The 21247-nt window shown below is 35.4% G+C and carries 19 protein-coding genes; 4 read left to right on the plus strand and 15 right to left on the minus strand.

Features of this window, described 5'->3' with window-relative positions; translation table 11 throughout:
* The 4 genes from COD11_RS25440 to COD11_RS25455 all read right to left on the minus strand — a co-directional run.
* Positions 1-1271: ammonium transporter (locus COD11_RS25440; RefSeq protein ID WP_098799680.1), on the minus strand; the 1271-nt coding region annotated here is incomplete at its 3' end.
* A gap of 74 nt (positions 1272-1345) precedes the next feature.
* The gene (locus tag COD11_RS25445) at positions 1346-1918 is read right to left on the minus strand and encodes a hypothetical protein (RefSeq protein WP_098799681.1); all 573 of its coding nucleotides are present in this window, start codon (positions 1916-1918) and stop codon (positions 1346-1348) included.
* Between the two features lie 78 nt (positions 1919-1996).
* The gene (locus COD11_RS25450; protein WP_098799682.1) at positions 1997-3931 is read right to left on the minus strand and encodes a primary-amine oxidase; all 1935 of its coding nucleotides are present in this window, start codon (positions 3929-3931) and stop codon (positions 1997-1999) included.
* 334 nt (positions 3932-4265) lie between these two features.
* The gene (locus COD11_RS25455; RefSeq protein ID WP_098799683.1) at positions 4266-4631 is read right to left on the minus strand and encodes a winged helix-turn-helix transcriptional regulator; all 366 of its coding nucleotides are present in this window, start codon (positions 4629-4631) and stop codon (positions 4266-4268) included.
* A 148-nt stretch (positions 4632-4779) separates the two neighbouring features.
* Here COD11_RS25455 and hxlA point away from each other — a divergent pair, with 148 nt between their 5' ends.
* The 3 genes from hxlA to COD11_RS25470 all read left to right on the plus strand — a co-directional run bounded on the left by hxlA (position 4780) and on the right by COD11_RS25470 (position 6943).
* Positions 4780-5421: a 3-hexulose-6-phosphate synthase gene (hxlA, locus tag COD11_RS25460; RefSeq protein WP_098799684.1), complete on the plus strand. Its 642-nt coding sequence runs from the start codon at positions 4780-4782 to the stop codon at positions 5419-5421.
* 14 nt (positions 5422-5435) lie between these two features.
* Positions 5436-5993 carry a 6-phospho-3-hexuloisomerase gene (gene hxlB / locus COD11_RS25465; RefSeq protein ID WP_098799685.1) on the plus strand — a complete coding sequence of 186 codons (558 nt, stop codon included), beginning with the start codon at positions 5436-5438 and terminating at the stop codon, positions 5991-5993.
* 200 nt (positions 5994-6193) lie between these two features.
* Positions 6194-6943 carry an IclR family transcriptional regulator gene (locus tag COD11_RS25470; protein ID WP_098799686.1) on the plus strand — a complete coding sequence of 250 codons (750 nt, stop codon included), beginning with the start codon at positions 6194-6196 and terminating at the stop codon, positions 6941-6943.
* 159 nt (positions 6944-7102) lie between these two features.
* Here COD11_RS25470 and COD11_RS25475 read toward each other — a convergent pair whose 3' ends face one another.
* From COD11_RS25475 to COD11_RS25525, 11 genes are all read right to left on the minus strand, one after another.
* Entirely contained in the window at positions 7103-7354 is a 252-nt protein-coding gene (locus COD11_RS25475) for a hypothetical protein (RefSeq protein WP_098799687.1), read from the minus strand.
* Between the two features lie 27 nt (positions 7355-7381).
* Positions 7382-8713, minus strand: a complete 1332-nt coding sequence (locus COD11_RS25480) for an ammonium transporter (protein WP_218012763.1) — start codon at positions 8711-8713, stop codon at positions 7382-7384.
* A 288-nt stretch (positions 8714-9001) separates the two neighbouring features.
* A complete protein-coding gene (licT, locus tag COD11_RS25485) occupies positions 9002-9832 on the minus strand; it encodes a BglG family transcription antiterminator LicT (RefSeq protein WP_098799688.1) in 831 nt (276 codons plus the stop codon).
* Between the two features lie 252 nt (positions 9833-10084).
* Positions 10085-11506, minus strand: a complete 1422-nt coding sequence (gene ascB / locus COD11_RS25490) for a 6-phospho-beta-glucosidase (RefSeq protein ID WP_098799689.1) — start codon at positions 11504-11506, stop codon at positions 10085-10087.
* Between the two features lie 72 nt (positions 11507-11578).
* Positions 11579-13477, minus strand: a complete 1899-nt coding sequence (locus COD11_RS25495; protein ID WP_098799690.1) for a beta-glucoside-specific PTS transporter subunit IIABC — start codon at positions 13475-13477, stop codon at positions 11579-11581.
* Between the two features lie 283 nt (positions 13478-13760).
* Positions 13761-14393 carry a histidine phosphatase family protein gene (locus tag COD11_RS25500; RefSeq protein WP_176551249.1) on the minus strand — a complete coding sequence of 211 codons (633 nt, stop codon included), beginning with the start codon at positions 14391-14393 and terminating at the stop codon, positions 13761-13763.
* A 147-nt stretch (positions 14394-14540) separates the two neighbouring features.
* Positions 14541-16427, minus strand: coding sequence for an ATP-binding protein (locus COD11_RS25505; protein ID WP_176551250.1), 1887 nt, complete (start codon positions 16425-16427; stop codon positions 14541-14543).
* 196 nt (positions 16428-16623) lie between these two features.
* Positions 16624-17358, minus strand: a complete 735-nt coding sequence (locus COD11_RS25510) for a LytR/AlgR family response regulator transcription factor (protein WP_098799693.1) — start codon at positions 17356-17358, stop codon at positions 16624-16626.
* A gap of 149 nt (positions 17359-17507) precedes the next feature.
* Positions 17508-17678 carry a sporulation histidine kinase inhibitor Sda gene (gene sda, locus COD11_RS25515; protein ID WP_141549754.1) on the minus strand — a complete coding sequence of 57 codons (171 nt, stop codon included), beginning with the start codon at positions 17676-17678 and terminating at the stop codon, positions 17508-17510.
* A 277-nt stretch (positions 17679-17955) separates the two neighbouring features.
* Entirely contained in the window at positions 17956-18942 is a 987-nt protein-coding gene (locus COD11_RS25520; RefSeq protein ID WP_483296317.1) for a FecCD family ABC transporter permease, read from the minus strand.
* A gap of 29 nt (positions 18943-18971) precedes the next feature.
* A complete protein-coding gene (locus COD11_RS25525; RefSeq protein ID WP_098799695.1) occupies positions 18972-20012 on the minus strand; it encodes a FecCD family ABC transporter permease in 1041 nt (346 codons plus the stop codon).
* 203 nt (positions 20013-20215) lie between these two features.
* Between COD11_RS25525 and COD11_RS25530 the strand changes: the two genes are divergently transcribed.
* Positions 20216-21196, plus strand: a complete 981-nt coding sequence (locus COD11_RS25530) for an iron-hydroxamate ABC transporter substrate-binding protein (RefSeq protein ID WP_098799696.1) — start codon at positions 20216-20218, stop codon at positions 21194-21196.
* The last annotated feature ends 51 nt before the right edge of the window (positions 21197-21247 follow it).

The following is a 21247-nucleotide window of genomic DNA, read 5'->3' on the forward strand; positions in this document are numbered from 1 at the left end:
AAATCTTTTGACACTACCCTCACACGTAAAGGTGTAAAGAGACTTACTACTTTTAAGATAACAAAGGTTCCAATAGCTGCTAATGCTACTGCCGTTATTACACCAACACATTGATGTAGCAATTGCTCTGCATTTCCATAAAACAATCCGTTGTTTCCTGCTTCATTAACAGATTTTGTCGCAAACAATCCTGTTGCAATAGCACCCCAAATTCCTCCTATTCCATGAACTCCAAATGCATCTAATGTATCATCATATTTAAAACGGGCTTTAACAAAATGAATGCCAAAGTAACAAACTGGAGCTGCAATTAACCCAATAAGAAGAGCTGACGCAACAGTAACAAAACCAGCTGCTGGCGTTATCCCTACCAACCCAGCAATTGCACCAGTTGCAGCTCCTACTAAAGTAGGACGTTTACGAAGTTTCCATTCGATTAATAACCAGCCCAAACCACCTGCTGCTGCTGCAACCTGTGTATTAGCAAAGGAAAGCGCAGTTAAACCATTTGAAGCAAGGGCACTACCTGAGTTAAATGCAAACCAACCAAACCAAAGCGTGGCAGCACCTATTAAAAATAACACTATATTGTGTGGTTGATGATCCTTCTTTAAATGCTCAAATCTTGGTCCAATCACAATAGCTGCAGTAAGAGCACTAACACCTGAAAGAATATGAACAACTGTACCACCCGCAAAATCTAATTCTCCCATTGTGAATAGCCAACCTCCGCCCCAAACCCAATGAGCCATAGGAGCATATACAAAGGTGATCCATAGAATTGAAAATAATATCCAAGCTGGAAAAGATATTCTTCCAGCAATCCCTCCGGAGATAATCGCAACTGTAATAGCTGCAAATGCACACTGAAAGATCGCAAAGATATAATGAGGGATTGTTAACGAGCCAAAGGCAGCTTCTTCCCCAACACTATTAAAACCTAAGTAATCAAGGCCTCCAATAAATCCTCCAATATCTGTTCCGAAGGTTAAGGTATACCCCCATAATACCCACACGATTGTGACAACTAGTAAACTAACAAAACTATGCATCATCGTTGAGACGACATTTCGTTCGCTAACAAGTCCCCCATAAAACAAAGCCAAACCAGGAACATGCATGAAAATAACAATGGCTGTCGCAACTAGCATCCAAGTTGTGTCACCAGAATCAATCACTACTTCTTCTGCGGCAAATGCATTAATAGGAAGTAACAGTAGTACAAGTAAAGAAAATAATAGCATCTTATTCTTTTTTAAAATATTCCACATATACATAGTCCTCCTTGATTTTTATTGTTATCCAAGCTATAACATAGAAAACTATAATAGTATTATCAGTTTATCTAATGATGCATATGTTCAGAGTCGATTTCTTCTTGATCTATTTTTTGTGCGTTGATATCTATGAAGTTTAAAAAGCTTATAATGAGGATTGGGATGACAACTGTGCCTAAAATAGCAAGAGAGGGACTTCTTTTCTTTTTTGAATGATCTTTTTTCAGCTCTTCTTTCTTAACTAGCATAAACATGTACGCCATGCTTACAATGTATACACAATCCATGAATAACAACATCATATTTATTTCCTGGCTAGGAAGCATTTCTCCAGTCATTGCCCCCATCATAGCCCCCATTAAACTCGAACAAAGGGCTTCAGTGGAATACATAGAACCTAACGGAGTACCTATTAATAATGCTATAACAAAACTAATTAGAATTGATATAATAGTAGAAAAAGCAAAATTCCCTTGTAAAGTAACACCTAAAATTAGTCCTATTAGTAGACTACTAGTCATTCCAAGCGTCATACTAATCATTTTAGCCAACATAGAATTAATGTATTGTTTTTTGGGATAAACAACTCCGATATAAAAGGCTATATAAGCTAGCACGACTAAAGAACTTATTATGACCATGAAGACCACCTTTCCTTATTTAAACCTAAAGGGAAGACCAAGCTCCCCCTTAAGGTTTAATGACATATCTTAAAATAATCAATGACAACTAGATCCCTTTTTAGGAGCTGGACGAGGTAAATCCAGAGCAGGATTGCGGTCAAAGAATCCAACTGGCTTTAATTGAAAACTTTGGTAGGCAGTCGGCATAACCGGCCAATCTTCCGGTCTTGTGATATGGTGGTGCCCCATTGTATACCAAACCACAACATCTTCATTTTCAATAGAACGATCTGCTTTTACATAGTGTTCTAGACTATCTCCACCTTTATGTTGGTTTGGATAGTTACCTGATGCATACATTTGTTTTTTATCGTATTTTGTAACATGCAAATGATTTTTAATAAACCCGGCGCGCTGAATAACAGTAGCATCATCACTAGCAAATGGTAGACAGTTTTCTCCAGTCACAAGCTTATATCCAACTGGCTGACCTAAGTAGTTTTTAGAATTCGGGTTAACGATTTTCCATGTTCGCTGAGTAGGAAGATCAATATTTCGAACTGATTCCATTTCTGTTTTAAATGTTTTTGATACAGGATAAAATGCATTATTATTCGGGTTATCAGGACCTGGCTTTTCTGCGACAGTTTCTGTTTCAATAACAGAGTTTTGAACACCATCAAGCATTGTATCAAGACGGAAATTAAAGAAATGTTGATGATGTGGTGCATTAACTTGAGGAGCAACCATCGTTCCATATTTAGGGATTTCCCCTTCATCAAGTGCTCCAACATTTAAGATACCTGTTAATTTGACTTCACATTCAATCGTACCATCTTGATAGAATGACCAGAAAAATCCATAATCATAGTTTGCTACTGTTGCAAAAAATGAAAGTACTAGACGACGTGAACGTCGAACTTCTACCTGATTTGTTCTCCAATCGGTATGTTTCCATGCAACACCATAATCTTCTTCATGTAAACATACTGCATTTTTAACTGTGAAAGGCTCACCTTTACTATTTGACATTACTGCATCAAAATACTTTATGTAGCCTAAGCAGTCACACCCTAGTTCCAGTGAATTTGCGAGTTGTCCGATTCCGTACTCCCCTGCATCAAAAGCATTTTGCCAATTATGTGCTGGATTTGTATCTGAATACGGAACAACCATTTCAGATAAAGCTGCTCGATATAAAATCGGACGTACTTTACCCTTATCCTCATAGCCGACTGTATGAAGAACAAGTCCTTCTCTAGGTGTGAACCCAAAACGAATCTTCCATTTTTGCCAATCAATTGAATGACCTTCAATGTTGAAACTTGGTCCTTCAGGTTGAGTAATGTCTAAAGCTTTTAAATCTTTTCGCAAATCAATCTCATAACTTTCTGCTTCTTCAGGAGCAAATGCACCATCTGTTGGTGGCAATGGTTTTACCCCGTAATCTTCAATTCTTAGTATTTCCATTTTATTCACATCAACAACAGCTATTAAGCCAGTAAGAGGAAATGCATACCCGTTTTTGTTTGCCTCTGGTCTTACCCAAGCCAAGGCACGCACAAGTCTTTTCCCCTCATCTTCTTTAATATTAAAATATCCAGATGACCAAGGATCCACCATCACTAAGCTTGGATCTGTTACTCCACGTTTTAAAAGAGCTGCCTGATAGTCAGGATCATTAATAACTAACTGTTCCACTGCATCAAATTCATCTAAAATGAATCCAGGACGAACATCTGGAATGAATTCCCATGATACAACTTCATTTTTTGTAATGGATACGATCGCCTCGTATGTTTCACTTGTTTCCGGTTCTAGTAGGATAATATGTGCTTCTCTGTCGATTGTGTCTCCTTCTTTAAACGATAAGACAACATCCTTTTCGGGTTCATTTAAAGTAACTTGAGCAAATCTTGCTTGATCGCTTAATTGCTTTCCCTCTCTTAAAATCATAACTGCTTTTGTGATTTCATCTGCTGTTAATGGCTCTAGTGGATGCTTTACCTTAATGTCTTCGACTGTTTGCATGAATATCTACCTCCTAGATTTTTTACAAAATTTTTGAAATATTTTGTTAATCTAGTTTTATATCACTTTTTGGACATTGTTAATCTTTATGTAAGAATATCTCCCACTGTTTTTTTAGAAAATTTTTCTAATGCTGATTTCTTTCCTACTAAATGCAAAATAAAAGTTTTTTAATTACTGTTGCTTTATACTTCATGGGTTTGTTTTAGCTGGTGACTTCTAATGCATCTCAATACCCTTCCAAGATTTCCTCCGTTCCAACAAAATAAATACAATAAAAAAAGGTACGTGTAAGATTCCCTTACATTGTACCTTTTTCAACAATTACACTCATTTATCTCATTGCATCTTCTTCAAATTTAGTGTGTTCTAAATATTTAGCTCTGTATTCTTTTCCCCATTCATACATCGATTCAAGAATTGGCATTAATGTTTCCCCTTGAGCAGTTAGAGAATATTCCACTTTTGGCGGGACAACTGGGTATACTTCACGATGAACAATTAAATCCTCTTCTAGTTCTCTTAATTGATTAACAAGCATTCTTTGTGTAATTCCTGGAATTAAAGATTTTAACTGATTAAACCGAAGTGTCCCATCTTTACCTAAGTGCCACATAATCAACATTTTCCATTTCCCACCAATAACATTTAAAGTTAGTTCTTTCTCACAATTAAAGGTTTTTTCATCAAAGCGACTCATCTAAATCCCCTTTCATCTTACTTAGCAAATCATAACGGTATATTTTTATACACTATATGATTTGAAAGTGCGTACTTTTTATTTTGGATATTTTAAATATAATAAAAAATATAAAGAAACACAACAACACAAATTGGGAGGAATGAACATGGAATTACAATTGGCATTAGATTTAGTAAATATTGAAGAGGCGAAACTAGTAGTAGAAGAGGTAAAAGAATACATTGATATTGTTGAGATTGGAACACCTGTTGTCATTAACGAAGGACTAAGAGCAGTAAAAGAAGTAAAAGAAGCATTTCCTTCTTTAACCGTTTTAGCAGATTTAAAAGTAATGGATGCTGGTGGTTATGAAGTAATGAAAGCATCCGAAGCCGGAGCTGGCATTGTAACGGTTCTAGGTGCAACAGATGATGCAACGATTAAAGGTGCTGTTGAAGAAGCTAAAAAACAAGGAACAAAAATCCTGATTGATATGATCAATGTTAAAGATATAGAGCAGCGTGCAAAAGAAGTAGATGCTCTAGGCGTTGACTATATTTGTGTACACACTGGATATGACCTTCAGGCAGAAGGAGAAAATTCATTTGAACAGTTACGCACGATTAAACGAGTGGTAAAACATGCAAAAACAGCTGTTGCTGGTGGTATTAAACTAGAAACACTTCCAGAAGTTATTGAAGCTAAACCAGATCTAGTTATTGTTGGTGGTGGAATTACCAGCAAGGAAGATAAAAAAGCTGTAGCATCCCAAATGCAAAAATTAGTCAAACAAGCAGCACTTGTTTAAGGACGGTTAAGTATATGGAAATAAGTTATTATTTGTCTAAAGTGGTGGAAGAGTTAAGCTCTTCCACTCCTAAGATCTCTAATTCGGACACGGAAGAATTCTTGAAGCTCATCTCTACTTCAGCAAACGTTTTTCTAGCGGGTGCTGGAAGATCTGGACTAATGGCAAAATCTTTTGCGATGCGTCTCATGCATATGGGTATTCGTTCTTTTGTTGTAGGTGAATCAACCACCCCAAGTATTAATAAGCATGATCTATTAATCATCTGCTCAGGGTCAGGTGAAACAAAAAGCTTGGTTTCTATGGCAGAAAAAGCGAAAAGCTATGGTGCCTCAGTCGCTGTTGTCACCATTTCTCCTAATTCAACTATTGGTGAAATGAGTGATCTTATCATAAAAATTCCTGCCGCTCCAAAAAATCAAGAAGGAAATGAATATGGTACGATTCAGCCAATGGGTTCTCTTTTTGAGCAAACCCTACTATTATTTTTTGATTCAATCATTCTTAGGTATATGGAGATTCAGTCGTTAACAACAACTGATATGTATACAAAACACGCTAACCTAGAATAAATCTTACAACTTATGATTTGCACAAAGGACTTGATTTTTTTCTACAAAAATCAAGTCCTTTTTCTAAATCGTCCTGATTCATCACTTTTAAGTAATGATAAAATCTATGTTAGAGTTTATTACATAAATAATATTTTTTCTTCATTTCTCTTTTACTATGATTTTATCAAGTTAAGATTCTATGTAGGAGAGTGATCATATTGGCAGGAGTTATCCAAAAATCAATGATGCTTCTTACTTTAATTGGACCAAAAGAAGAAAAGGAGGATTGGAGTACAACAGAAATTAGCCGTCAGCTACAAATTCCAGTCCAAACCGTTCACCGCTTACTTAATTGTTTATGCGAGGTTGGGTTTGTTGTTCAAGATATGGAGACCCGACGATTTCGTCTTGGTACGCGATTAATTGAATTAGGTTTATCTATTCGAGAAAGTAAATTAGTTCGAAGTACAGCTTTACCACTACTAATTAAACTGTCAAAAGAGGCTGAAGAAAGTGTTTATTTATCCGTTATGGAAAGCACTGAAGGTGTTATTATTGACTGTGTTAATTCAATTGCTCCAATTTACAACTTCAATACAGATGTAAAAGGAATACGTCTCCCCCTCTCAGTTGATGCAGCAAACAAAGTCATCTTAGCCAATCTAGGTATAAATACTAGAGACAAAGTCATTACTGAACTTGTTGAAAAGAATATTGTTGAAGATAGAAACGATTTAGAATCAGAACTTCGTGTCATAAAGCAATATGGGTTCTCGCTTACTTACGGAGAAAAAATTAAAGGAGCAACAAGTATTGCTGTTCCAATCTTTTCTTGGGAAGATAAAGTTATTGCATCGATTAGTCTATCAATAAATACAGAAAATGAAAATCATCGTTTAAATAAACTTATTGACTTACTTCTTACATACTCAAAAACTATTTCCAAAGAATTGGGTTGGATTGGGTAATTTCGCCTTACCTGTTTTGGACAAACATCTCCTGCTTAATCAATAAGTCTTCAGTATCACCAGCAGATTAATATGCTGTATTCTCTTTTTACCATAAATAAAAAGGGCGAGATCGATGATTATAATCTCTTGCCCTTTTTGCCTTGCTCCTATATTTGATTATTGTACATTTGGTAATCCCGGCTGAATGACTTCTTCTAAATCCCACTTTACACTTAATTCATTTTGAAGGCTCGGATATATTTCAACCGTTTCAGTGAAAGAGTGGTTTTCATGACGAATCATTGAATAAACTAGAGCTGCCACTATTCCTATTGCTATAATGATTGATAACCACATCCCAAATGATCCAGGGCCAAAAGTAAAATAAGCACCAACATTTTCCCAACTTACAATAGGACTTGTATTCATTAAATTAAAACCTCCATATTATAAATTTTAGCCAATCTTATTTTCAACAGATATTTCTTTCAGTTTGGATCTTTCAGGTGTGATAGGAATTCCTTCAGGATAAGCAGATCCAGGGATTTCAGTTAAATCTAATCCTAATAATTCGGCATGCTTTGGAATTCTTAACATATTTAACTTTTTCAACATAAAAGATATGCCGTATCCAGGTAGGAAGCCTAACAAAATGATGATTCCTGCACAAATTAATTGTCCCAGTAATGATATCTCCGGTCCATTAATATTAGGATATCCTGAAGCAAATACCCCAACTGCTATTACAGACCATATACCGATAAAACCATGAACCGCAATTGCTCCAACAGGATCATCAATTTTTCTCTTTTCAAGAAAATTCCCTATAAAAGGACTGATTGCTCCACCAATAACAGCGATAATTAACGCAAGGGCTGGGTGATATAAATCTAATCCTGCTCCTACAGAGATTACTCCTGCTAAACCGCCGGAAGCAGTCCAAAACGGGTTTCCTTTTGTTACAATAAAGGATCCAATAAGTCCTCCTGATAGCCCCATTAAAGCATTGAAGCTAAATGCAGATAAATTTGTAGGTGTTCCATAAATTGTCATCCATTCACCGTTTGTGACAGCAATAATACATCCACCTAAAAAGCCGAAAAATCCTACAAAAATCAGCATTAATCCTAGTAATGTTGATGGAAGATTATGTGGAAGAATATTAATTGGCTTACCCTCTTTCGTATATTTTCCGATACGTGGTCCTAGATTGATTAACACACCTAGTGCGAAGAAGCCTGCAATAGCATGAACTACTCCAGCCGCACCAACATCATGGTAACCAAACTTTGTTAAAAACCATCCTTCTCCATGCCAGCCCCAAGAAGCGGCTAAATTCCATATGACAGATCCAAGAATAATTGCTAATATTACAAAAGCACTTAATCTAATTCTCTCAATTATGGCTCCTGATAGAATAGAAGAAGTTGTAGCAGCAAATAATGCAAATGCCCCCCAAAATATACCACTAGCGTGATCTGCAACATTTGGACCCATATTTTCACTCCAAGGTAATGCAGCTAATGCAGCATCACTCATTCTGGGTATAAGACCATCAGGAAATGCATTATATATCCACCAACCAAAAAAGTAAAAAGTAGGAATTACAACGGCAATTGTCATTAAATTTTTCATTGCAGAAGCTAACACATTTTTCACTCGGGAGACTCCTATTTCATAAGAAAGGAATCCTGCGTGAATGAGTAACATAAATGCGATACACCACCAATAAAATGATTCAATCATAGTGGTAGCAAACAATTCATAGGTTTGACTTAATTCCTCCACTTAACCTCCTCCTTCTAACTCAAGAATCACAATGGACCTATACCTTACAAAAAATGAATCGTACCTCCTCCTTGTTTGTTAGATTTTAAAAAATGATTAACTTGATTACTCATATTATCTATAAATGTGATTCTTCTTTATAGTTCATTTTCTTAAATAATGGGAATTTTCCGGAAATGTTGTTATGTTATTTAACATTTTCTAAACTTTAATAGTATTTATGTAAGCTAGTGTTTAAAAAGAAAAGGGCATCCAAGTGTCTAATAACAGACCATGGATGCCCTCTTTCTACCTATTAATAACCCTCTCAATATGAATCGTCAAATACAGCTTCTCATCATTCGTTAATTCATAATCAAATTGTCTTTTCACATAATCATTAATTTTTTCTGTGCATTCATAAGCTTGCTTATGTTTGTTTTTTACAGCTTCAAACAGAAAGTCATCTTCACCTTCCATATAGGTTTTGCTGTATAGTCTTTGAGCAAAAAATTTCAAATGTGTGACAAAGCGGAAGAAGTTAAGTGATTCTTCATTAAAATCCATTTTGAAATGATATTTAACAATTTTCAAAATGTCTTGCATCGTTTTTGTAATGTTCACGATATTAGGCATTTCTTCATTAAGCTCTGCATTCACAATATGCATGGCAATAAAGCCAGCCTCATCTTCAGGTAACGTCACATGAAGCTTTTCCTTGATCATACCTAGTGCTTCTACACCAAGAGAAAATTCATCTTTATATAGCTTTTTGATTTCCCATAGCAAAGCATTCTTTATGTCGAGGCCTTTCTTATTACGTTCAATGGCAAAATTAATATGGTCTGTAAGAGAAACATAAATGCTATCATTTAATTCTCTTCCAAGCTTACTTTTTGCCTTTTTAATAATCTCTTCTGTTACTCCCATAAGTTCAATTGAAACTTCATATAGTAGTGTTTTAAATCGTTCCGACATGTCTTTGTTTTTCAATGTGAACACTTTTTCTATTTTATCTTCTTCTATTTCGTCACCAGGTCTTTTTTGAAAAGCAAGACCTTTCCCCATGATAACAAGCTCTATATTTTCTTCATTAAATGCACTTACAACATTGTTGTTAAATACTTTTTCTATTTTCATATAACCACCTAAACTTTTTATGGTTTATTTGTTAAACAGAATTTCTCGTATAAGCTTTACTTTATACTGTATTATAAGTGATACCATTTCCCATTGACCACTTTTAAAGATTATAGGAGAAACCCTGTATAATAGAAGGAAAGCTGATGTCAGCTTTCCTTCTATTGCATGATGATCAAAAGTATTCTCCATTAGCATATCACATGCTTATATCACTCAAAACCATCTTTTTTTAAAGAGAGACGCATTCACTTAAAGCACTTCACCATTACTCTCAATTACTTTTTTGTACCAATTAAAGCTTTTCTTTTTATATCGTTGTAGTGTCCCGTTTCCTTCATTATCTTTATCAACATAAATATATCCGTAGCGTTTTTTCATTTCACCTGTAGAGGCACTCACAATATCGATTGGCCCCCAGCTGGTGTAACCAATAATCTCCACGCCATCTTCAATCGCTTCACTCATTTCCGCAACATGCTTTTTCAAGTATTCGATACGGTAGTTATCGTGCACTTCACCGTCCGCAGTTACCTTATCAATAGCACCTAAACCATTTTCAACAACAAATAATGGCTTTTGGTAGCGATCATATAATTGATTTGCGGTTATACGGAAACCTCTAGGATCGATCGTCCAGCCCCACTCTGACTTTTCTAAGTATGGATTTTCAATAGATCCAAATACATTACCTGCTGTCATATTGTTTATTTCTGGATCTGTACTTGTTGCACGGCTTGCATAATAGCTGAAGCCAATGTAGTCGACGGTATGATTCTTAAGAAGTTCTTCGTCTCCAGCTTCCATTTCCACTTTTATGTTATGATCTCTGAAAAATCTTTTCGCATACCCTGGATATGATCCACGTGATTGAACATCAATGAAAAAGAATGATTCACGGTCTTTCTCCATTGCATCCCACACATCCTCAGGATTACATGTATATGGATAGGTCATACCAGCAGCAAGCATACAGCCGATCATTGCCCCTGGGCTGATTTCGTGACAAGCTTTCACAGCAAGCGCACTAGCAACTAATTGATGATGTGCAGCTTGGTATTTTATTTGCTCTTTATTATCCCCTTCTTTGAAAACAAGGCCTGCACCTACAAATGGCAAATGTAATAACATATTAATTTCATTAAACGTCATCCAGTATTTTACTTTATCTTTATAACGTTTAAATAGAGTTGTCGCATAGGTTTCAAATAAAGAAACAAGCTTACGGTTTTTCCAACTTCCATAATTTTCAACCAAGTTAACAGGCACATCAAAATGAGCAATTGTTACAACAGGTTCAATATTATACTTTAATAGTTCATCAAAAAGATCATCATAAAACTTTAACCCTTCTTCATTAGGCTGCTCGTCATCACCATTTGGGAAAATGCGAGCCCATGAAATAGATACACGTAATGCTTTAAATCCCATCTCTGCAAAAAGTGCAATATCTTCTTTATAACGATGATAAAAATCAATTGCCGAATGTGATGGGTAAAATTCACCTTCAAGTGGTTGGAAAGAAGGAAGATTGCCAAACATGATATCCCAGCGCTTTTCTCCTGTTGGTAGTAAATCAACTGTTGTTAATCCTTTTCCACCTTCGAGATAGGCTCCTTCTGTTTGATTGGCAGCAATCGCACCGCCCCATAAAAATCCTTTTGGAAAAGCCATGAAGAAAACTCCTTTTTATTAAAAAATGAGGGAGAGAACGTCTAAAAAGACGATCTCATCCTTAGTTGACATTTAGTTTATTGTAAAAACACAGTCTCCAGTTTTCACTTGTTTCTCAGGTGTTACGTTTAGATTAAACTCTTTATGATTCGTTACCACAACAGGTGTTGTTAGCGGTTTTCCCGCTTCTTTAATCTTATCCATCTCAAATTCTATTAAGAGTTGACCTTTTTCAATACGGTCACCTTGAGAAACATGGGCTGTAAAATACTTTCCTTCTAATTGCACAGTGTCCATACCGATATGAATCAGAATATCCACTCCAGATTCAGTTGTAATACCAATTGCATGATTCGTCGGGAACAGTGCAGTCACGATACCAGAAGCAGGAGCAAGTAGCTTACCTTCACTTGGCTCGATCGCAACTCCATGACCTAACGCACCTGATGCAAACGCTTCATCTTCAATTTCTGATAATACCTTAACTTCACCTGTTAAAGGACTAATGATTTGTTCTTTTTTAACATTTGAAGCTGTTGTTGCTGCTACTTCATGTTGAGGAGATTCAGTTGCTTCGTTTTTAGCTTTCCCCATTCCAAATAGATACGTAAGAATAAAGCCTAGAGCAAATGCGATAACAAATGAGATAACCGCTCCCCATAAAGCAAATGTAACTCCTTCAGTTGGACTAATGAAGGCTGGGATAACAAAGATTCCTAGACCACCGATCATATAAAGCTTCGTTCCAACTGCACCGATAATTCCTCCACCAATACCGGCTGCAATACAGCTAATGATAAATGGCTTTTTAAGAGGTAATGTAATTCCATAGATAGCTGGTTCTGTGATACCGAAAATACCTGAAATGAATGCTGGAATACTTAGTGTTTTTAATTTCTGCTGCTTTGTTTTAACATAAACTGCGAGTACCGCACCGATTTGTGCAAATGATGCTGCTAATGTTGTTGCTAATATTGGATCTGCTCCCATTGTTGCCAGGTTGTTGATCGCAATAGGTACAAGCCCCCAGTGAAGACCAAAGATAACAAGTACCTGCCATAAACCACCTACAAAAACACCTGCAATAATTGGACTTAGTTCATAAATAAATAGAGTTGATTGACCTAATAAATTACCTGCCCATGTTGCTACAGGTCCAATCACGATAAAAGTAACAGGTACTACAATTAATAGCGTAAACATTGGTACTAGGAATGCTTTTACGACATCTGGAATTAGTTTTCTTAAGCGTTTTTCAACAACAGATGCGAAATATGCTGCTAGAATAATTGGAATAACGGATGATGCATAACTCATTAGAATAACTGGCACACCTAAAAATGTAATATAGATTGGTGATTCAAACATTGTTCCGGCAAATAATGTGTAGAGTGGTTCGCCTGCCGTTAACCCTGATAAGGTTGGATAAACTAACGAACCCCCAATGGCCATACCGATAAATGGATTTCCACCAAACTTTTTAATTGCTGTATAACCTAAGAATATTGGGAAGAAGTAAAAAAGAGAGTCACCAACGGCATTTAAAATTTGGTACGTTCCTGAAGTTGACTCCAACCAACCCATTGCAATGAAAAGTGCGTTAAAACCTTTGATCATCCCTGTTGCTGCTAATACACCAAGAACTGGTGTAAAAATACTAGAAATAATGTCTATAAAGCTTGATTTTTGTTTTGCTTCATCATCACTGACTTGTGACTGACCTTGAAAACCACCAACATGTAATACTGCTTGATAAACATCCGGAACATGATTCCCAATAACAACTTGATATTGTCCACCGCTTTTCATAACAGTTACAACATCATCCATATTTTTAAGCACTTCAGTGTTTGCTTTTGATTCATCTTTTAATTTAAAACGTAATCTAGTAATACAATGCACAACGCTGGAAACGTTTTCTTTCCCGCCGACATTTGCAATAATATCTTTAGCCAACTGCTCGTATTTCATGAGCTGTCCCTTCCTTCATCTTAATTTTAGACAAATAAAAAACCTGAGCCGAATAGCACACAAATATCGCGAATATTGTGTCACTATTCAGTCCAGGTTATGCCCACTTAAGGTAACATTCCTATAACGGAATATGTGTTTATTTATTTGTTATATGTAATTTATCATGGGTAGAGTTTAATGTCAACGCTTTCTTTTAATATTTTTTTAGTTTACTAGACTTTGGAACTATATGTAAATAAAGCCATAGAGGAAAGTAGTTTTCTTCCCCTATGGCTTTATTTTATATAAGCAAATTACCTCTATCTCTGTAACTTATGTCACCAATCTTTTCAACTTGTGGTTTTCCATTAATAAAAATTACAACAGAAACACTGCAATTTTCATGAATCGTGAACTCTTTACTGTTTGTTACTTGGATAATATAATTACCAATCGTTACACCATGAGAAAAAATTAAAATATTTCCCCCTTCTGAAGCATGTTTTTCAACAACTTCATTGATGGCTTGTTCAGTTCTCTCAAAAAGCTGTGCATATGTTTCTCCTTCAGGAGCACAAGCATTGATATCAAGGCTGAATAATTTTTCAAGAGCATCTCCGTATAGATTAGGAATTTCATCCTCTAACAAAGCTTCCAACACACCAAAATTCATTTCCTTTAATCGTGCATCTGGATTTAAAGGAATGTCACGATCTCGTATGGCATATTTAGCTGTGTCGAGAACTCTCTGACTGTCACTTGAGTAGGCTGCAATAAAATCAATATCTGACAAACCTTTTCCAACTGATTTAGCTTGTGAAATTCCTTTTTCAGTAAGAGGAGAATCGCAAAAACCTTGCATTCTTCTTTCTACATTATATTGAGTTTCTCCGTGGCGGACAAAATAAAGAGTTAATTTGTTTTCAGTTGCCATGTATGAACACATCCTTTTTTCAGTCTCGGTCTATGAAAGGATTTTACCCTAATAATGACATTATGACCATTATAATCCTCTTCTAATGATGTCAAAATGAAAACATACATTTATCCTTAGACCTAAAAATAAGAAAAAAGCATAACCTTAATGGCCATGCCCTTTCTTTCGATTATAAACGATATACTTAATCGTACTCTCCAGTAAATTGCGGATTTCATCTAAGTGAATTGGCTTTTTAATATAAGCATAACAGCCCTCTTCAGAAGCCTTTTTTATCGTCGATTCCATCGCATCAGCACTAACAGCTATAACAGGAATGTCTTTTGTTACAGAGTTAGATTTAATATGTTTTAATGCTTCAAACCCATTCATATCTGGCAACGCAATATCTAGTAAAACAATATCGGGCTTTAGTTCAATGACTTGTTTTATACCTTCTTTTCCAGACGTTACACACTGTAAATCAATCGTTTGAATAATACGCAGCATTGATCTCATTACATCAATATTGTCCGTGTTATCTTCAATATATAGAACTCGCAAAGGTTGACTTAAAGGAATCAATTGCTCCTCATTATTTTGCATGAATTCATTAGACTGTTTAGTCAACTTTTTAAAGGAAACCCAGAATGTTGAGCCTTTTCCTCCTTCTGTTGTCACACCGTATTTACCATTCATTCTCTTCGTTAGCTGTGAAACAATGGCTAGTCCTATACCAGTACCTTTCCAGTTATTCATTGTACTTTTACTTCTATAAAAAGGCTCATAAATAAGATCCAGATCTTCATGCTCGATTCCAATTCCACTATCTTTGACGTTAATTTTTACTTCTTCGCTATCTTTTTCATAATCACAATAAATATGAACCGTTCCATTTGTTCTGTTATACTTCATGGCATTATCCAATAGATTCGTCATAATTTGATTCAAACGAACTGGATCTGCTTCTATGAATAGTTCTGATGGAACACCTTCGAAATGAATATCAATATCAGAAGTATTTGTTTCAAGAATAGAGCCTACACAATCTTCTAGAAAAGATTTGACTTGTATTTCCTCTTTATGAATATTCACTCTTCCTGTATTAATAGCGGTAAAATCTAATATTTCCTCAATTAAATTCAGTAATTGTTCAGAGGCATTGTAGATTTTGGATATTTTTTGATTCAGTTCAGAAGAATTTTTATTCATTAATAGGATTTGTGAGTATCCTTGAATCGTATTAAGAGGAGTTCGCAAATCATGACTCATTTGTGATAAGAAGACAGTTTTTGCATGATTTGCTTTCTCTGCATTTATTTTTTGTAATTCAAGATACTTTTCACGCTCCTTTTGACGAGCATTCCCAATTAACAGCTCTTCATTTTTCTTTATCAATATATTATTCTCTTTTTCTAAGTTTTGTACCCTTTCTCTTTCTGAAGCAGGAAATGATGTATATTTTTTATGATAGAAAGGGGATTTCTCAATTACATCATCCATCATGACATACTCGTGAATTTTTAATAACTCATTTTGAAAAAAAGCCGGAGTAATAAAGGCATTATAAGCACATACGGATATCGTATTACTCCCCTGTAAAAGCCGATCTACATGACTCTCATATTTCCTTATCTCACTTATAGAAGAATCATCCGGTAAAATCTGTCCCCATGTTCGAGTTCTAATTCCTTTTTCAAAATTTAACTGTAGAATTTCCTCTAACTGTTTAAAGCTATCTTCTGCATTAAATCCTTTAGCAGAAAGGTAGAATTCATCAACTGGCATAAAATCAATTAAATTCATCTCTTCTTCTGAATATCCATTGCTTACTAACAGGTCAGATAGATTTCTAAATACACTTTTTTCGTCTACAAGCAATATTTTATCCTGATGTTGTATACCCTTACTAATAAATTGATATGCATGATCAAGATATCTTTTCTCATCATTAAACATATATAAAATGTGGGCACCTTTTCTTTCTAAATTATTTATAAATTCGTTTAAAAAAAGAGTTTTTTCTCTCTTAGATGTTTTACTTGCTTTCATTCGCCATCCTCCGAGTCCTAATATAGTTACTATGTTAATCAAACATTTTTTATCAGAGAAGAAAATAATATTGGAAGCAGTTCGAAATTTTAATAAAAGTCTATGAAAATATATAAAACACACTGTAAAACCAATAGAAAAACATCTGCATCTCACAAGGACAACGTAAAAAAACTCTAAGTATCTCCTCATGGAGTTATTTAGAGTTTTCAGCTTCATAAGAAAGTGCATGATATAAATTGTTTTTCTGAAGTTTAGATACATGTGCATAATAGGGATAATTATGAAAATGTACAAAATGTGTATCACCTTCAAATGTTATATGTGATACATAGTTTAAGTTCACGATAAACGACCGATGTGTTCTAAAAAATTCATGATTTAGCTTTTGTAAAATCGTATCTAACGATTCATTTGTTTCGTACTTCTGATCCACTGTATGAATAATCGTTTTACGACTATCTTTTTCTATTAAGACGATTCTAGAAAAATGGATAAAATGTGAGGTACGGTCTACTGTAATCGGTAAAATTTGTTTTTTTTCTACCTTTTGATTTGCAAGAAGTACGTTTTTAGCTCTTTCTAGTGCGATATATAACCGCTCTTTTTTTATAGGTTTCATCACATAGTCAACAGCGTGTAAATCAAAAGCACTTACAGCGTATTCATCATATGCCGTAATAAAAACAAATTGTAAATCTGGGGAAATTTTAAGACATGATGAAATGGCATCGATACCATTTAGCTTTGGCATATTAATATCAGCAATAATTAGGTCAGGCTTTTTATTACTATTTATATATAGCAAGCTCTCGCCATCTTTTGCAATCCCAACAACTTCAAAGCTATCCAGTGGCTCTAAAAAGGCACTTATGATTTGCTGGGAATCAAAATGGTCTTCTGCAATGACTACTTTAATTTTGGGATTCATGTTATGACCTCCTTTTCAACCGGTTGATCATCTACGATTATCTGAATCTCCTATTTATATTGTAACATGATACAATCGCTTACTTAGTAGGAAATATTACCAACTTTATCAATAAACAAGATATTCAAACAGCACTATTTGAAAACTTATTAAGTATTATTTGTTTTAAACATAGATTTGGGAATAATCCTACTTTCCGCCCTTTCAAGGTCCCTGCGATTAATTTCTTCCCTTAACATTATGATAAAGTTATGATCTAATTCATAAAAAACAGCATCCTCATAGGCATGTAGTAGTTGATTGTCACTCAATTGTCGCATTGTTAAAGTCTCCTTTAAACAGAAATACATAGTATGCTTATTCTCTATTTTACTACTATTAAACATTCAAACTATTTAAGAATTCTTTGTAAAAACAAGAGAATCGGCAGACCAACCAACTATTTATTACATTCAGGATGGATAATCGGCATTTTACTAAAAATCTACAAATAAAGACATTTAATAGAAAAAGCTCATACTAAAAAACACCACCAATTAAGTGATGTTTTTACTAGATATATTCTTTTTTCCTTCTCAATACTTTTAGTAGTCTCTGTTAACTTTTTATTAACAAATAGATAAAATAAGGTGCACCTAAAGCAGAAACAACAAGACCTACTGGAATCTCGGAAGGTGCTAGCACATTACGAGCAAGCATATCTGAAAATAATAACAGGAATGCTCCTACTAACGCTGAAATTGGAATTAACCTCTCGTGTCGTGGACCAACTAACATTCTTGTCAAATGAGGTGCAACAAGACCTAAGAAGGCAATTCCCCCTCCTACGGATACACACGCTCCAGCAAGTGCCACTGATATTAACAGAAACTTTCTTCTTTCTTTTTCAACATCTGTTCCTAACCCTTTTGCAATAGAATCACCCATCGTTAAAACATTTAAATAGCGAGCTTTGTAGATAGCAAATGGAATTAGGATAAGAATCCACGGTAAAATAGCTAAAACATACGTCCAATCTGTTCCTCCAATATTACCTGACAACCAAATTGTAGCTTGCATAAAATCTTGTGGATCCATTTTCAACTGAAAAACAATGATCAAGGCGGAAAAGGCAGAATTGATTCCTATTCCGACCAAAATAAGTCTTGTAGGAGTAACTCCTCCTTTTTTCCATGCAATCACATAAATTAAAAAGGCTGCTAAACATGCTCCTAGAAGGGCTGCAAAAGGCATGATGAAAATGGAGTAAGATACTGGTAGGTTTAGATTTTGCTGAAAAAAGAAAATAAATAATACAACAGCTAATCCTGCACCTGAATTGATCCCAAGTATCCCAGGGTCTGCCAATCCGTTTTGCGCCACCCCTTGTAAAATGGCTCCCGATACAGCAAGACCAGCGCCGATTAACATCGCAATCACCATTCGAGGTAAGCGAAAATCAAACAAAACAATCATATTTTGCTCGGTCCCTTTACCGGCAAAAGCTTGTAAAACATCTATTGGTGCAATTTTTATAGTTCCCCAGTTCAAGCTTAAGAAAAAGGTGACAATGATTGCAGAGACTAATCCAATTGTAATAAAGATTGTTCTTTTTGCTTGAGTTGGATAAGGTATCACGCTAGCCCCCTCCCTTCACGTCTTGCTAAGTAAAGAAAGAATGGAACCCCAATGATCGCCGTAACCACTCCAACTGGTGTCTCAAAGGGTGGATTGATGATTCGTGCCACTATATCAGAAACCACAAGTAATATTGCTCCTAATATCGCAGAACATGGGATAATCCACCGATAATCTAATCCAACTAAAAATCTCGTAATATGAGGAATAACTAACCCTATAAAACCGATTGTCCCAGATACTGACACAGCCGCACCTGTTAATAGTAATACAACGATTGTACCTGTGAATTTCACAAGTCCCGTTCTTTGTCCAAGCCCTTTTGCCACTTCATCTCCTAAACTCAATATCGTAATCGAGCCTGATAGTAAAAGAGCTAGAAGAAGTCCGATAACGGCTACAGGCAAAAGTAATTGAACATGAACCCACTGAATGCCAGAAACTCCCCCAGCATGCCAAAAGCTAATATCCTTTGCTACATTAAATCGAATTGAGATAGCCGTTGAAATTGAAGTAAGCAGGGCTGTTACAGCTGTACCTGCTAAAGCAAGCTTAACAGGTGTTAGCCCACCTTTTGATAAAAAAGCAATACCGAAAACAATCGCCGCTCCCATACCTGCACCAACAAATGACCACATCATAATCGTTACATTAGTTGCTCCAGGAAAAATAGCATACGCAATCGCAATCATAAAGGAAGCTCCAGCAGTCACCCCCATAATCGATGGTGAGGCAATAGGGTTATTCGTCATTCCTTGCATAATAACGCCGGATACAGCTAAGAAGGCTCCAACTAGGGCAGCCGCTAAAGATCGCGGAATCCGAAGTCCTCGAATAATTTGATGTTGAGTGATAGACGGATCAAACTGGAAGATCCCTTGCCACACCGTTTTTAAATCAATATCTGCTGCACCGTAAATAACGGAGAGTCCTAATGAAAAAATTAATAAAAATGTACCAAAAATTAAGATAACCGTAGCTAGTATGGGTCTTGAATGCAATTGTTCACTAGCCTCATTTCGTTTTGCGGCAAACATATAAAACCTACTCTCTATCCATTAAAACTATGTATTTTTGATCGCCAAAACATGTGAAATAATTCCCTACATTGATAAAAATTATCGTTTACATTATATTTCAATTAAAAATATTTCACAACATGAAAAAACAACTTGTCAGTGATAATGAGAATTGATATCATCTAATAGTCAGATACTTATTATATCGGAGGAAAATCAACATGTTACTTACAAAGAAAAATATACTAGCTTTAAGTTTATTTATTATGATGACAATCCTTGCAGCATGTGGTGGTCAGGATGAAAGCTCATCTGAAAATGAAACAAACACAAGTGAAAACAGTGAAGAAACAACACAAGAAGCTACTGAACTTACTTTAACAGATGCAATGGGACATGAAGTGACTGTTCCTGCTAATCCAGAAAAAGTACTTGCAAGCTATTTAGAAGATTATTTAGTAGCATTAGACGTTACTCCAGTAGCTCAATGGTCAGTTCAAAATGGTATTCAAGACTATCTTCAAGAATATTTAAAAGATGTTCCTACAATTGATAGTACATTACCACTTGAAGCTGTTACTAGCTTTACACCAGACTTAATTATCATGGATTCTGCTAGTCAAGTAGAAGGTACAGCATATGATCAATACTCAAAAATCGCTCCAACTTATGTTGTTGGGGAAAGCAATAATAACGACTGGCGTGAAGAACTTCTAACAGTTGGTGAAGTTCTAAATAAGAAAGATAAAGCACAAGAAGCATTAGATGAATACGAACAAAAAGCAGAAGCAGCGAAGGAAGAAATTCAAGCAGCTGTTGGAAGCGAATCTGCAGCCGCTATTTGGTTAGTTAATAACAGCTTCTTCGTTGTTGGAGAAACTGTATCTTCTGGTGCTGTATTATACGGCGACCTTGGCCTTACTACACCAAATGTTGTAAAAGAAATTTCTAGCACTGCAACTGGAAACTGGTCTCCAATTTCTTTAGAAAAACTTGCAGAACTAGATGCAGATCATTTATTCCTAATTAATAGTGATAAAGCAAACGGATCTGAAATGTTAAAAGATCCACTATGGCAGAACATCCCTGCAGTAAAAAATAATCAAGTGTATGAATTTGAATCGAATACAAGCTGGTTATACTCAGGTCCAATCGCTAATAGTCAAATTATTGATGATGTTTTGGAGAGCTTAGTTAAATAAAATATATAACTAAAAGAAGAAGCCTGTGAGGTGCTTCTTCTTTTTCTTTAC

Origin of the sequence: Bacillus sp. AFS040349 (genome assembly GCF_002577655.1) — a bacterium.
Taxonomy (GTDB): domain Bacteria; phylum Bacillota; class Bacilli; order Bacillales; family Bacillaceae; genus Metabacillus.